The sequence below is a fragment of the Pseudomonadota bacterium genome (assembly GCA_016719885.1).
Lineage (GTDB): Bacteria > Pseudomonadota > Gammaproteobacteria.
In genome coordinates this window covers 46,069-60,231 of the sequence record JADJYF010000008.1, presented here as the reverse complement: position 1 = coordinate 60,231, position 14,163 = coordinate 46,069, and the positions used below count along the sequence as shown (strand labels likewise).

The 14,163-nt window shown below is 67.6% G+C and carries 8 protein-coding genes; 4 read left to right on the top strand and 4 right to left on the bottom strand.

Going from position 1 to position 14,163, the window contains the following annotated elements; genetic code table 11:
* Positions 1 to 5: 5 nt before the first annotated feature.
* Genes IPM80_09490 through IPM80_09480 form a run of 3 tightly spaced genes read right to left on the bottom strand, consistent with a single transcriptional unit; the run spans position 6 to position 2,906 of the window.
* Complete coding sequence (locus IPM80_09490; GenBank protein MBK8958650.1) at positions 6 to 599, bottom strand: hypothetical protein; 594 nt, start codon at positions 597 to 599, stop codon at positions 6 to 8.
* A 35-nt stretch (positions 600 to 634) separates the two neighbouring features.
* Complete coding sequence (locus IPM80_09485) at positions 635 to 805, bottom strand: YbdD/YjiX family protein (protein ID MBK8958649.1); 171 nt, start codon at positions 803 to 805, stop codon at positions 635 to 637.
* 19 nt (positions 806 to 824) lie between these two features.
* A complete protein-coding gene (locus IPM80_09480; GenBank protein ID MBK8958648.1) occupies positions 825 to 2,906 on the bottom strand; it encodes a carbon starvation protein A in 2,082 nt (693 codons plus the stop codon).
* Positions 2,907 to 3,031: 125 nt separating this feature from the next.
* On the opposite strand from IPM80_09480, the gene IPM80_09475 reads away from it, so the two are divergent.
* The 4 genes from IPM80_09475 to IPM80_09460 are packed head-to-tail and all read left to right on the top strand — an operon-like array spanning position 3,032 to position 12,581.
* Entirely contained in the window at positions 3,032 to 4,270 is a 1,239-nt protein-coding gene (locus IPM80_09475) for a hypothetical protein (GenBank protein MBK8958647.1), read from the top strand.
* Positions 4,161 to 8,885 (top strand): hypothetical protein, encoded by a 4,725-nt coding sequence (locus tag IPM80_09470; protein ID MBK8958646.1) that lies wholly within the window; start codon positions 4,161 to 4,163, stop codon positions 8,883 to 8,885. Before IPM80_09475 ends, IPM80_09470 begins: the two co-directional genes overlap by 110 nt.
* Positions 8,882 to 10,981, top strand: a complete 2,100-nt coding sequence (pbpC, locus tag IPM80_09465) for a penicillin-binding protein 1C (GenBank protein ID MBK8958645.1) — start codon at positions 8,882 to 8,884, stop codon at positions 10,979 to 10,981. Before IPM80_09470 ends, pbpC begins: the two co-directional genes overlap by 4 nt.
* Positions 10,982 to 11,009: 28 nt before the next feature.
* Entirely contained in the window at positions 11,010 to 12,581 is a 1,572-nt protein-coding gene (locus tag IPM80_09460) for an AMP-binding protein (GenBank protein MBK8958644.1), read from the top strand.
* Positions 12,582 to 12,758: 177 nt separating this feature from the next.
* On the opposite strand, the gene IPM80_09455 is transcribed toward IPM80_09460, so the two are convergent.
* On the bottom strand, positions 12,759 to 14,162 hold the full coding sequence (locus IPM80_09455; GenBank protein MBK8958643.1) for a phosphotransferase family protein: 1,404 nt from the start codon (positions 14,160 to 14,162) through the stop codon (positions 12,759 to 12,761).
* Position 14,163: the final 1 nt, after the last annotated feature.

Genomic DNA, 14,163 nt, shown 5'->3' with positions numbered 1-14,163 from the left:
GGCGCTCAGCGCGTGGCGGTGCAGGCCGCGCGCAGGGTGGTCGACAGGGTATAGAGATTGATCTTGCGGTCACGCGCATAACCGCAATACACCTCGGTCGCGACCTGCATCACGCCGGTCGCCTGCGACACCAGGAACGTGAAGCTCGGGTCGCAGTTGCCACCGCATTGCGTGTAAAGCAGCTTGCCGTCTTCGCCCTGGCCCTGGGCGAAGGCCATCAACCATGCATCGAACTGTTCAACGCTGGTGAACGAACGATCGGCGTATTTCAGCGGCCGCGACGCGGTCTCGGTCGCGAGCGTGGTGCACAGCGGTTGCTGCTGGCTCAGCGGCAGGTAGGTGGTCGGCGAGACGCGGAATACCACGGCCGGCGCCTGCGCTTTCGCCGCCGATTGCAGGGCTGCGCCGAGCAGGCTGCGCGCCACGCCCCGAATGGAATCTTCGGTCTCGGCCAGGTTGACCATGATGCCCGCCGAACCCTGCGCACTTTGCAAGGGCGTTTCGTGCCTGGTCGCGGCGCACTCTTCGGTGCCGGTCGCCACAGCGTTCACGGCGAACAACGCGAAGGCGGCACAGGCGAGGGCATGATGCGGGCGCATGGGTGTGGCTCCGTGGCGGATCGGGTAAGCGCGGCTTAGCAGCAGCGCCGCACGCCGTTCCAGCGCCTGTCGGTTTCCATGCGATGGAATGCCGCGCGACTCGGCAGTGCGCGCTCGGGGTGATGCTCGCGCTGGTGGGCGATGTAGCGCTGGTAGGCGGTGTCGCCGTTCAGGAAGTCGAGCCACTCACGCAGCGCTGTCCACATGCGACGGGCCACGCCGCGCTCAGGCGCTGAGCTGGGTGCGTGCATAAGGCACCTCCGAGAACGGTGGCGTGGACAGGCCACGCAGGTAACGCGAACAGACGCGCAAGGTGTCGAGCACCAGCACCCAGGTCAAGAGCAGGAACAGCGCGGTCAGGGCCGCGTTCAAATGCGCGTTGAACAACAGCTGCGGCGCCTGCTTGACCATTTCCGGCGGCAGCGTGCCGGCGGCGAGCTTGGCTTTCAGATCCGCCGCCTGCGCCAGGATGCCGATGCGCGGCGCCGGGTCGAACAGCTTGGCCCACGCCGCGCTGGTCGTGATGATCACGAGCCACGCGAGTGGCGCCGCCGTCACCCATGCGTAACGTGCGCGGCCCGACTTCACGATGATGGTGGTCGCCACGCACAGCGCGATGGCGGCCAGCATCTGGTTGGCGATGCCGAACAAGGGCCACAGGCTGTTGATGCCGCCCAGCGGGTCGATGACGCCTTGATACAGGAAGTAGCCCCACGCCAACACCACCAGGCCGGACGATAACAACACGCCCGGCATCCAGCTCACGCGGCCGAGCGGCGCGTAGAAGTTGCCGAGCAGGTCCTGCAGCATGAAGCGCGCGACGCGCGTGCCGGCATCGAGCGTGGTGAGTATGAACAGCGCCTCGAACATGATGGCGAAGTGGTACCACAGCGCCAGCAGGCCATCGCCCGACAGCCGCGCGAAGATGTTGGCCATGCCCACCGCCAGCGACGGCGCGCCGCCGGTGCGCGCGAACAGCGTCGCTTCACCCATCTGCGTGGCGAGGTGCTGCATCTGTTCTACCGTCACCGGGAAACCCCAGCCGCTGATGGTGGCGACGGCGGTGGCGGCATCGGCGCCGACCACGCCGGCCGGGCTGTTGATGGCGAAGTACACGCCCGGGTCGAGCACGCAGGCCGCGATCATCGCCATCACCGCCACGAAGGACTCCATCATCATGCCGCCGTAGCCAATCATGCGCGCGTCGGCCTCGTTGCTGAGGAGCTTCGGCGTGGTGCCCGAGGAGATCAGCGAATGGAAGCCCGAGATCGCGCCGCAGGCAATGGTGATGAACACGAAGGGGAACAGCTTGCCGGCGAAGATCGGACCGGTGCCGTCGATGAACGGCGTCAAGGCCGGCATGTGGATGTCGGGCCGCAGCACCAGCAGCGCCACGGCGAGCGCGGCGATGGTGCCTATCTTCATGAAGGTCGAAAGATAATCGCGCGGCGCCAGCAGCAGCCACACCGGCAGCACCGCCGCCGAGAATCCGTAGGCGATGATCATGAGCGCCAGCGCCTTGGCATCGAAGTCGAACCACGGCCGCACGCTCGGCATGTGATCGACCACGCCGCCGCCCGCCACCGCCGCCAGCAGCAGCACCACGCCGATGACGCTGGCCTCCAGCACCTTGCCGGGCCTGAGCATGCGCAGGTAGACGCCCATGAACAGCGCGATGGGAATGGTCATGGAGACCGTGAACGTGCCCCACGGGCTGTGCTTCATGGCGTTGACCACGATCAGCGCCAGCACCGCGATCAGGATCACCATGATGGTCATCACCGCCGCCAGCGCGGCGAAGCCGCCCAGCGGCCCGAGTTCATCGCGCGCCATCTGTCCGAGCGAGCGGCCGTTACGGCGCAGCGAGGCGAACAGGATCACGAAGTCCTGCACGCAGCCGCCGAGCACGCCGCCGATCAGGATCCACAGCGTGCCGGGCAGGTAACCGAATTGCGCGGCGAGGGTCGGCCCGATCAAGGGACCCGGGCCGGCGATGGCGGCGAAGTGATGGCCGAACACGATCCAGCGATTGGTCGGCATGAAATCGCGCCCGTCATTCAAACGTTCGGCCGGCGTCGCGCGACTGGCGTCGAGCATCAGCACGCGGGTGGCGACGAAGGCGCTGTAGAAACGAAAGGCCAGTGAATAGACGCACAAGGCCGCGACGATGAACCACAGGCTGTTGATCGATTCGCCGCGACGCAAGGCGATGCCGCCCACCGCGCCGGCGCCGATGAGTGCGACCAGCACCCACACCAGCCACGGTACCGACGCCTTGGCGTCAGCGTCGTGCTTCACTCCCGTCATCTCCTCGCTCCCCGTGCTGCGCCCCCCGGCGGTGCGTGTACGATAGCGGCAGCAGGCCACAGCGACAATGCGCGTCCAGCGCGCGACGGAACCAGGAGGGAATGAACACGATGAGGCAGACAGCCATGCGCCGTGTGCGCCGCCGTGCCCTGTCCTGCTGGAGTCTGTGGTGGTGGGCCTGTTGCGCGTTGGTGCATGGCACCGCTGTGCTGGCCACACCCGGTATCGAGATGTTCTCGCCGCAAGGTTCGATGAAAGACGTGCGCCAGGTCAGCGTACGCTTCACGACGCCGATGGTGGCGTTCGGCGATCCGCGCGTGGCCGCGCCCTTCGCTGTCGATTGCGCCGCGCCCGGACGCGGACGCTGGGCCGACGCGCGCAACTGGGTCTATGACTTCGAGGCCGAGCTGCCGGCCGGCCGTGTCTGCCATTTCACGCTCAAGGAAGGGCTGCGCGACCTCCAGGGCGAAGCCTTCACCGAACACCCGGTGTATGCGTTCGACACTGGCGGGCCGGCCATCCGCAAGTCCATGCCCTACCAGGGTGACGAGAACATCGACAGCGATCAGATCTTCATCCTCGCGCTCGATGCGCCGGCCGACGCGGCGAGCGTCGCGGCCCATGCGAGTTGCGCCATCGCCAACATCGCCGAGAAGGTGCCGCTCGAGATCCTGGACGGCGACAGGCGCAGCGCGGTGCTCGCGCAACGTCGCGCGCTCGGCTACCAGTATTTTTCCATCCTGTGGAAGTCCGGCCGCGAGAGCATAGAGAAAGTCAAAAGCGAGGATCTGGAACGCGCCGAACAGCACTTGCTGGTGGTGCGGTGTCAGCGCGAGCTGCCGCCCGACAGCGACGTACAACTGGTGTGGGGCGCGGGCATCGCCACCGAGCACGGCATCGCCACCGTGCAGGATCAGAGCCTCGCCTTCCACACCCGCCCGGCGTTCAATGTTCGCGTCGAATGCGAACGGGTCAATCCGCGCGCGGCCTGCCTGCCGTTGTTGCCGCTCAGCGTGAATTTCTCGGCGCCGGTGCCGGTGGCGACGGCGCTGCAAGTGACGGTGGTCGACGAAGGCGGCAAGCGCCACGCGCCGCTGGCGCCGCCCGCTGGCAGCGTGACGGTGGAAGGCTTGAGTTTCGCGCCACCGTTCAACGAACACGGTGCGCTCAAGGTCACGCTGCCTGCGGACTTCAAGGACGATGCCGGCCGCGTACCGGACAACGCCAAGCGCTTTCCGCTGGATGTGAAACTCGATGGCTACCCGCCGCTCGCCAAGTTCGGCGCCGAGTTCGGCATTCTCGAAGCGCGCCGGCGGCGTGCTGCCGGTGACCTTGCGCAAACTCGAGACCGCCTTGCCGGGTAGGCGCATCGGGCCGCTGCCCGGCAGCGTCGCGCATGCGCTGGCGGTCAACGATGCCGCGGCCATCGGTGCGTGGCTGCGCCGCGTCGAGCAGGCCATGGCGCCGAGCGGTGAATGGCAGGTCGACGAGCAGGGCAAGTCGAGCTGGCATGAAACGACCGGCAGCCGCTCGGTGTTCGGCGCCAACGACCCGACCAAGGCCTACACGCTGCCCAATCCGCAGGGCGACCACAGTTTCCAGGTCATCGGCATACCGTTGGGCAAGCCCGGCTTCTACGTGGTGGAACTCGATAGCACCGAGCTCGGCGCGGCCTTGCTCGGCCGCCGTGAGCCGCGCCATGTCGCCACCGCCGCCCTCGTCACCGATCTCGCCGTGCATTTTCAATGGGGGCGCGAAACCTCGCTGGTGTGGGTCACGCGACTCGACGATGGCCAGCCGGTGGCCGGCGCGGCGGTCGAAATCGCCGATTACTGCACGGGCGAAAAGCGCTGGTCGGGCAGCACCGGCGCCGATGGCCTTGCCCATGTCGACATCTCGCTCGGCAATCCCCATGGCAACAGCTATTGCGAATCGTGGACGCCGGCGCCGCTGATGGTGACGGCGCGTGTCGGCGAGGACATGAGCTTCGCGCTGTCGCAGTGGCACGACGGCATCGCGCCGGCCGACTTCAGCATGCCGGTGGGCTATGGCGGCGATGCGACGCTGGCCCACAGCGTACTCGACCGCAGCTTGTTCCGCGCCGGCGAAACGGTGTCGATGAAGCACTTCCTGCGCGAACACCGCGGCACGGGTTTCGCGGTGCCGGCGCAGGCGCGCGCCAATATCGAAGCGAGCGTGGTGCACCTCGGCAGCGATCAACGCTATGCACTGCCGGTGACCTTCGATGAGCATGGCGTGGCGCTGACGAACTGGATCATCCCGCCCGACGCCAAGCTCGGCGAGTACCAGGTTCGACTCCTCACCAAGCTCGAGGACCGCGAGCAATGGAGCGCCACCACCGGCAAGTTCCGTGTCGAGCAATTCCGCGTGCCGTCGATGCGCGCGCTGGTGCAGGCGCCGACCACGCCGCAGGTCAATCCGCCGACGCTGCCGCTCGATATCTATGTCGGCTACCTGTCGGGCGGCGGCGCCGCCCAGGCCAAGGTCAAGCTGCGTACCCAGCTCGAGCCGCGCGCGGTGGCCTTCAAGCATTACGGCGACTTCACTTTCGGCGGCGCCGCTGTCAAGGAAGGCGTGAGCAATGAAGACGAAGAGGAGGGCGATCCCTTCGCCTATTACCTGCGCCAGTTCGGCGCCTACCGCGGCCAGGACAGCGGCACGGCCGCGCAGGCCGTGGCGGTGCAGGACATCACGCTCGACGAGCACGGCAGCGCGCGCGTGACGGTGCCGGCGCTGGCGACGGCGAACGGGGCGCGCAACCTGGTGGCGGAACTCGAATACCAGGACGCCAATGGCGAGCGGCTCGCCACCTCCACGCGCGTGCCGCTGTGGCCGGCCGCCATCGCGCTCGGTATCAAGGTGGAAGGCTGGGCCGGCACGCGCGACAAGCTGCGTTTCCATGTCGCGGCACTCGATCTCGAGGGCCGGCCGGTGGTCGACAAGCGCGTCGACGTGAAGCTCTTTCAACGCGAGCGCTCGTCCTATCGCAAGCGACTCATCGGCGGTTTCTATGCCTACGAGACCACCACCCGCGTCAAGGCCATCGCCGCCCATTGCGAGGGCCGCACCGACAGGCATGGTGAGTTGTCCTGCGAGTTGGCGCCGGCGGCGAGCGGTGAACTGGTGTTGAGCGCGGCGGCCGACGATGGCGCCGGCAACCAGGCGGTGGCCAGCACCACCGCGTGGGTGGCGGGAGAGGACGACTGGTGGTTCAAGCCCGGCAACGCCGACCGCATCGATCTCTTGCCCGAGCAGAAGGAATACCAGGCCGGCGACACCGCGCGCTTCCAGGTGCGCATGCCGTTCCGTCACGCCACCGCGCTGGTGTCGGTCGAAAGGGAAGGCGTGCTCGATAGCTTCGTCACCGAGCTCGATGGCCACGAACCACTCATCGATGTCCCGATCAAGGGCAACTACTCGCCGAACGTCTACGTGTCGGTGCTGGCGGTGCGCGGGCGCGTGAGCTGGCTGCAGGCCGCGCTCGGCAGCGTGGTGCGCTATTTCAAACTGCCGTGGGCGGTGGACGGCGCGCTGCCGACGGCGCTGGTCGATCTCGGCAAGCCCGCCTACCGGCTTGGCCTCGCGCGCATCAATGTCGGTTGGAAGCCGCACCGCTTGGAAGTCGACGTCAAAGCCGCGCACACCGTCTACAAGGTGCGTGACACGGCGCACGTCGACATCACCGTCAAACGCGCCGATGGCAGCGCGCTCGCGCCCGGCGCGGAAGTGGCGCTGGCGGCGGTCGACGAGGGGCTGCTCGAACTGGCGCCGAACGAGAGTTGGGATCTCTTGAAGCGCATGATGGGTGAGCGCGCGCTCGAAGTGTGGACCTCGACCGCGCAGATGCAGGTGGTGGGCAAGCGCCATTACGGGCGCAAGGCCGTGCCGCACGGCGGCGGTGGCGGGCGCGGCGCCGCCGCGCGCGAGCGCTTCGACACCCTGCTGGCATGGCAGGGCAGCGTGAAGCTCGATGCGCAAGGCCATGCCGGCGTCGACATTCCGCTCAACGATTCATTGAGCGCGTTTCGCATCGTCGCCGTCGCGCACGACGGCCTCGAGCGATTCGGCACCGGCGCGGTCAGCATTCGCACCAGCCAGGATCTCATGCTGATGTCCGGCCTCGCACCGCTGGTGCGCGAGACCGACCAATACGCGGCGACGTTCACGCTGCGCAATACCAGCGACCATGCCATGACGGTCGAGGCCGAGGCGAGCGTCACGGCCGACGGCCAGGCGCCGCTCGCGCTCGAAACGAAATCCCTCACGCTCGCCGCCGGCGCCAGCCAGGAGGTCGCGTGGCAACACACCGCGCCCATCGATACGCGGGCCTTGCAATGGCAGGTGGCGGTGAGCGAGCAGGGCGGCGGCAAGGCCAGTGATCGCGTCAAGCTCAGTCAGCAGGTGGTACCCGCCTACCCGGTGCGCGTCTACCAGGCCACGCTCACCCAGCTCGACAAGCCTTTCAGCCTCGAGGCGGCGCGGCCGGCGGGCGCCATCGCCGGGCGCGGTGGCATCGAGGTCGCGCTGCGTGCGCATCTCGGCGATGGTCTCGACGGCGTCGCCGAGTACATGGGCGACTATCCCTACATCTGTCTCGAGCAAAGCCTGTCGCGCGCCATCGCGTTACGCGATGAGAGCTTGTTCAATGACGTCATGGCGCGCTTGCCCGATTACCTCGACAGCGATGGACTCGCGCGCTACTTCCCGAGCGACTGGCTGCAAGGCAGCGACACCCTCACCAGCTACATCATCGCCATTGCCCACGAAGCGGGCTGGCAGGTACCGGAAGCGAGCCTGAAGGCTATGCACAACGCGCTGCGTCGTTTCGTGGCTGGCGAAGTCGTGCGCGACTCGGTGTTGCCGACCACCGATCTGGCCCTGCGCAAACTGGCGGCGATAAGCGCATTGGCGCGTAACGGCCAGGCCGACGCCGCGATGCTCGGCAGCATCGCCATCGAGCCCGAGTTGTGGCCGACCTCGGGCCTCATCGACTGGGTGGACATCCTGCGACGCGTGCCGGACATCGAAGACGGCGCTGGCAAGCTCGCCCATGCCGCACAGCTGGTGCGTGGGCGTCTCAACTTCCAGGGCACGGTGATGGGCTTTGCCACCGAGCGTGAAGACGCGCTGTGGTGGCTCATGATCTCGGGCGACGTCAATGCCACGCGCGTGATCCTCGCTTTCCTGGCCGACGGCGCGTGGCGCGAGGACATGCCGCGCATGGTGCGCGGCGCGCTCGCGCGTCTCGATCATGGCCATTGGAACACCACCACCGCCAACGCCTGGGGCGTGCTGGCGATGGAGAAATTCAGCGCCGCCTTCGAGGGCACGCCGGTCGATGGCGAGACCGAGCTCGCCTTCGGTGGCGAACGCACGGCCGTGAGCTGGGCGCAGTACAAGGACAAGAGCAGCATGGAATTGCCCTGGCGTGACACGCCCACCAAGGTCGAAGTCGCCCATCGTGGCGGCGGCAAACCGTGGGCGATGATCGCGAGCCGCGCCGCGCTGCCGCTCACCGCGCCCTTGTTCACCGGCTATACCATCACGCGTGAAGTGCGGCCGGTGGAACAGAAGACCGCCGGCGTGTGGACGCGCGGCGACGTGGCGCGGGTGTCACTCAGCATCGACGCGCAAAGCGACAGCGGCTGGGTGGTGGTGGACGATCCGATCCCGGCCGGCGCCAGCGTGCTCGGCACCGGCCTCGGGCGTGACGCGGCGCTCGTCGCCCAGGGCGAAAAGCGTGAAGGCTGGGTGCAGCCGGCCTTCGAAGAGCGCCGCTTCGACGCCTTCCGCGCCTACTACAGCTTCGTGCCCAAGGGCCGCTTCACGGTCGAATACACCGTGCGACTCAACAATCCCGGCCGCTTCGTGTTGCCCGCCACGCGTGTCGAGGCGATGTACGCACCGGAGATGTTCGGTGAACTGCCGAACGCCCCGCTGGAGGTGGCGGCGCCGTGAGGCGCGTGTGGGCAGCGGCGCTGCTGTGCGCGCTCAGCGCACCGCTGTGCGCGCAGAGTTTCAAGCAGGTGCGTGACGCCTGGCAGCCGTCCTACGCCTATCTCCTGGCGCGCGACGGCACGTTGCTCGAGGCACGGCGCGTCGATTTCCACGGGCTGCGTTTGCCGTGGGTGACGCTGGACGAAATCTCGCCCGCCTTCAAGCGCGCCTTGCTCGCCATCGAGGATCAAGGCTTCGAACGTCACCACGGCGTGGACTGGCGCGCGCTCGCCGCCGCGCTGTGGCAAAACCTCGGCAGCACGCGCAAGCGTGGCGCGAGCACGCTGACCATGCAACTCACCGGTCTCATCGATGCCGCCGACGGCGCGCCGCGCGGCCGCCGCGGCGTGGCCGACAAGTGGCGGCAGATGCGCGCCGCGCTGTCACTGGACGCCCGCTGGCGCAAGGACCAGATCCTCGAAGCCTATGTCAATCTCGTCAGTTATCGCGGCGAGATGCGCGGCCTGGCGGCGGCCAGTGCCGGGCTGTTCGGCAAGGACGCCTCGGGCCTGACCGCCGATGAAGCCTTGTTGCTCGCGACCTTGGTCTCGACGCCCAACCTGCCGGCCGCGAGCGTGGCGCGCCGCGCCTGTGCCTTGGCGCGCGTGCATGCACTCCCGCACGATTGCGCCCATGTGCGCGCACTGGCCGCGCAGCACCTGACAACCAGCGCCGCGCCACCCAAGGAGGCGCACGCCGCCCCGCATCTCGCGCGTCGCCTGCTGCAGGCCAGTGGCGAGCGCGTCACCACCACGCTCGATGCGCGCTTGCAAACGCGCGTCGACGCGATCCTCGCCGAACAGCTGCGGCGTCTCGACGCGCGCAACGTGCGTGACGCGGCGGCGGTGGTGCTGGACAACGCCACCGGCGCGGTGCTGGCGTGGGTGGGCGCGGCCGGCGCAGCCTCCACGGCGCCGGCGGTGGACGGAGTGCTCGCACCGCGCCAAGCCGGCTCGACCTTGAAACCGTTCCTCTACGGCCTGGCATTCGAGAATCGCTATCTCACGCCGGCCTCGCTGCTGGAAGACAGTCCCATCAATCTCGAGACCGCCAGCGGACTTTATATCCCGCAAAACTACGATCGCGATTTCAAGGGCGTGGTGAGCGTGCGCACCGCCTTGGCCAGTTCCCTCAACGTACCGGCGGTGCGTACCCTGGTGCTGACCGGCGTCGAAGCGCTGCGCACGCGCCTGTTCGACTTCGGCTACGACGGCATCCGCGAGGACGGCGAGTACTACGGCTATTCGCTGGCCTTGGGTTCGGCCGAAGTGACGCTGCTCGAGCAGGCCAATGCCTATCGCACGCTCGCCAACGGCGGCACCATGAACGCCATCCATGTGCGCGCCGACGTGGCGCCGGCGCCGGCCCGGCGCGTGATGGATGCCGCTGCGGCCTTCCTCATCGGTGACGTGTTGGCCGACCCGGCCGCGCGCGCGCTGACCTTCGGCCTCGACAGCACGCTGGCGCTGCCGTTCTGGACGGCCGTCAAGACCGGCACCAGCAAGGACATGCGCGACAACTGGTGCGTGGGCTACAGCACGCGCTACACGGTGGCGGTATGGGTGGGCAATTTCGAAGGCGACGCGATGCACGACGTGTCGGGCGTGAGCGGCGCCGCGCCGGCCTGGGCCGCCATCATGATGGCGCTGCATGAGGGCGCGACGCCGGCCGCGCCAACGCCACCACCCGGCGTGGTCGCCACTTCCGTCTCGTTTTCACCGGCCATCGAACAGCCACGCCAGGAATGGTTCATGACCGGCACCGAGATGCGCGAAGTGGTGCTGGCGCCGCCCGCCGCGCGTGCGCCGCGCATCGCGACGCCGGCCAATGGCGTGGTGATCGCGCTCGATCCCGACATTCCCCCGCAACGCCAGCAGGTGACGGTGAGCAGCCGCGGCGCCAATGCCGCCGCGCACTTCGTGCTCGATGGCGCGCTGCTGGGCGCCGCCGACGCCGCGCTGAGCTGGGCGCCGGTGCCGGGCTATCACCAACTCGAACTGCGCGATGCGCAAGGCGTGCTCGACAGCGTGTATTTCACGGTGCGACCGCCGCGCTGAGCGCGCCGACTTTCAATGGAGTTGTTTCATGCTTACGCAGTTTGATGCCAACGCGCCGATCTCGGCGCTGCTAGCGTTCCACGCCCGTCAACGCCCCGATGCCGAGGCGCTGGTGTTCGAAGACCAGCGCATGTCGTGGCGCGATTTCGAGCGCGCCGTCAACCAAGTGGCGAACGGCATCATCGCCAGCGGCGTCGCGCGTCGCGAAATGGTCGCCATCCTCGCGCACAACTCACCGGCCTATTTCGTCACCTTGTTCGGCATCTTGAAGGCCGGCGCCTGCGCGGTGCCCTTGTCGGGCATGGCCGACGTCGGCGCGCTGCGCCTGATGCTGGAAGACTGCGGCGCGAAGCTGTTGTTCGCCTCGGCATCGCTGCTGGCGCTGGCCGATGGTGCGCGCGCCGGCAATGCATTGTTGGACGATGGCCATTGCATCGCCTTCGATGGACGGCAGGCCGGTTGGCAGGGCTTCGATGCCTGGCGCGACGCGCACGCGGTCGACGCGCCAGACGTCGAAATCGATGCGCGTGACCCGTTCTATCTCATCTACTCGTCGGGCACCACCGGCGTGCCCAAGGGCATATTGCAGAATCACCAGTCGCGCACCTCCTACTGGGCGGCGCGCGCCGGTTACCTGTTCAGCACTTCGACGCGCATGATCATCTCGACGCCGCTCTATTCCAACACCACGCAGTTCGCCTTGCTGCCGACCGTGGCCTGGGGCGGCACCGTGATCCTGCTCGCCAAGTCCGATACCAGGACCTACCTCGAGCAGGCGCACAAGGAACGCGCCACCCACACCATGCAGGTGCCGGTGCAATACCGACGCCTGCGCGAGTTCGCCGCTTTCGACGACTACGACCTGTCGTCCTTCATCTGGAAGTTCTCGACCTCGGCGCCCTTGTCGGCCGATCTCAAGCGCTGGCTCATCGACAAGTGGCCCGGCAACATGACCGAGATCTACGGCATGACCGAGGGCGGCGTCGGCTGCGTGCTGCATGCCCACGAGTTCCCGCACAAGCTGCACACCGTCGGCACGCCGCTGCCGGGCTCGATGTTCCGTATCGTCGACGACAACATGCGCGAAGTGCCGCGCGGTGAAGTGGGCGAACTCATCGGCTGGTCGCCGTTCATGATGGACGGCTATTACAACAAGCCGGTGGAAACCGCGCGTTCACGCTGGACCGATGCCGAGGGCCGCGTATGGCAACGCAGCGGCGACCTGGGCCGCATGGACGAGGATGGGTTCGTGGTGCTGCTGGACCGCATGAAGGACATGATCATTTCCGGCGGCTTCAACATCTACGCCTCGGATCTCGAGGCGGTGCTGCAGCAGCATCCGGCGGTGCGTGATTGTGGAGTCATCGGCATTCCGAGTGAGCAATGGGGTGAGACGCCGCTGGCGCTGGTGGTGCGCGACCCCGCGGCGAACGTGAGTGCGGAAGAAGTGCAAGCGTGGGCGAACGAGCGTCTCGGCAAGCTGCAACGCTTGTCGGGTGTCGAGTTCCGCGATGAGCTGCCGCGCAGCACCATCGGCAAGCTGTTGAAGCGCGAATTACGCGAGCCCTATTGGCAGGCGGTCGGAAAACAGATCGCGTGAGCGCATTTCCGTAGGTGCGAATTCATTCGCACACTCGAATGTCAGGCTGAAGCCTGACCCACGGGGGGGCGCACCCTTGTCAGGCTGAAGCCTGACCCATGGGGAGCGCACCTTTTCGGGCCGACACTCAGGAAGCCACGTGCCAGGCTGAAGCCTGACCCACAGGGAAGAACCGCATCAGTAGCTCATGGCCTGCTTGAAGCCCGAGTACACCGGCTGATCGATGGCCAATTCGCCGACCGCCGTCGCGCGCAGATGGGCTTCGAGTCCCGGTTGCGACAGCGGCATGGAGCCATCGCGCAGCTTTTCGACCAGTTCCCAGCGCAGCGCTTCGCGTTCGCCGTCGTGGCCGAGCACCGCCGTCAGGCCGCGCTGCTCGATGGCGCGCAGGGCCGGGCCGAGCTGCAGGTCGCGCAACAGGATGTCGAGGGAATTGGCCGCCACGCGCGCCATGAAATGCGTGCGCCCCGAGGTCGCGGCCATCACGTCGTCGCGCAGGAAGTCGCGCACGCTCACCAGCAGTTCATCGTTGCGCGGTAGTTCGTCGCCGCTGAAGGGCGCTGCCGCCGGCAGCTCGACCTTGCCCGGCATGATGAGATTGACGCAATCGACCTGGCATTCCGAACTGCGGCGACCGATGGCCGGGCGCTCGACACTGCGATCCGCGCCATGGCGGTAGTGGTCGCCCATGATGAGGGCGCCGACCGCCCACCAGAACGAGCCGAACACTTCCCAGAAGCGCACGTGTTCGGCGTCGACCGGCTGGCCGCTGACGGCCTGGTAACCGGCAAACAAGTCTTCGCGCCGGCCGAAGCCGCCGACCGGCCACTGGCTTTGGCCGAAGCGCCAGGAATTGGTGCATATCCAGCCGAGGTCGCGCATCGGGTCGCCGATGTGGGCGACTTCCCAATCCAGCACGCCGACCACGCCGGCGCTCGGCGAAATCATCAGATTGCCGTTACGGAAATCGTTGTGCACCAGGGTCAGGGGCCGTGCCGGCGGCAGGTGTTCGAGCAGCCAACGCGCGGTGAAATCGATCATCGGCTGCGGTGTGCCGAGCTTGCGATAGTACTGCCATTGGCGTTCGACAAAGGCGGCGGGAGTGAGGCGTTCGAGATGTTCGGTGAGGCCATGGGCCTCGACGTCGATGGCATGGATGCGCGCGAGGATCTCGCCGCACTGGTAAGCCAGGCCTTGGCGCACCTCGGCGAATTCCTGCGCCTTGACGATGCGCGCGCCCAGCGTCTCGCCTTCCAGCCACTCCATCACGAAGCCGTCGCCGAGACCGTCGCCGCTGTCCAGCACGTGCACGATCTCGGGCGCCGGCACACCGGCGTCGCGCGCCAGGGTCATCAGCCGCGCCTCGATGGCGAGCCCCGGGCCGCCGTAATCGCGGGCATCGATTTCGCCGCCGGGCGCGCGCCGCAGCGCCAGCCGTCGCGGACCGTCGCGGGTGAGGATGTCGACCGCATAGGTTTCCTGGCTGGCGCCGCCCGACAGTCGCGCGCAGCGTTCCAGGGAAACGAATTCGGGCATGACGCGCGTTAAGACCCGCGCGAGGTCGTGATCGAGTTCAGCCATG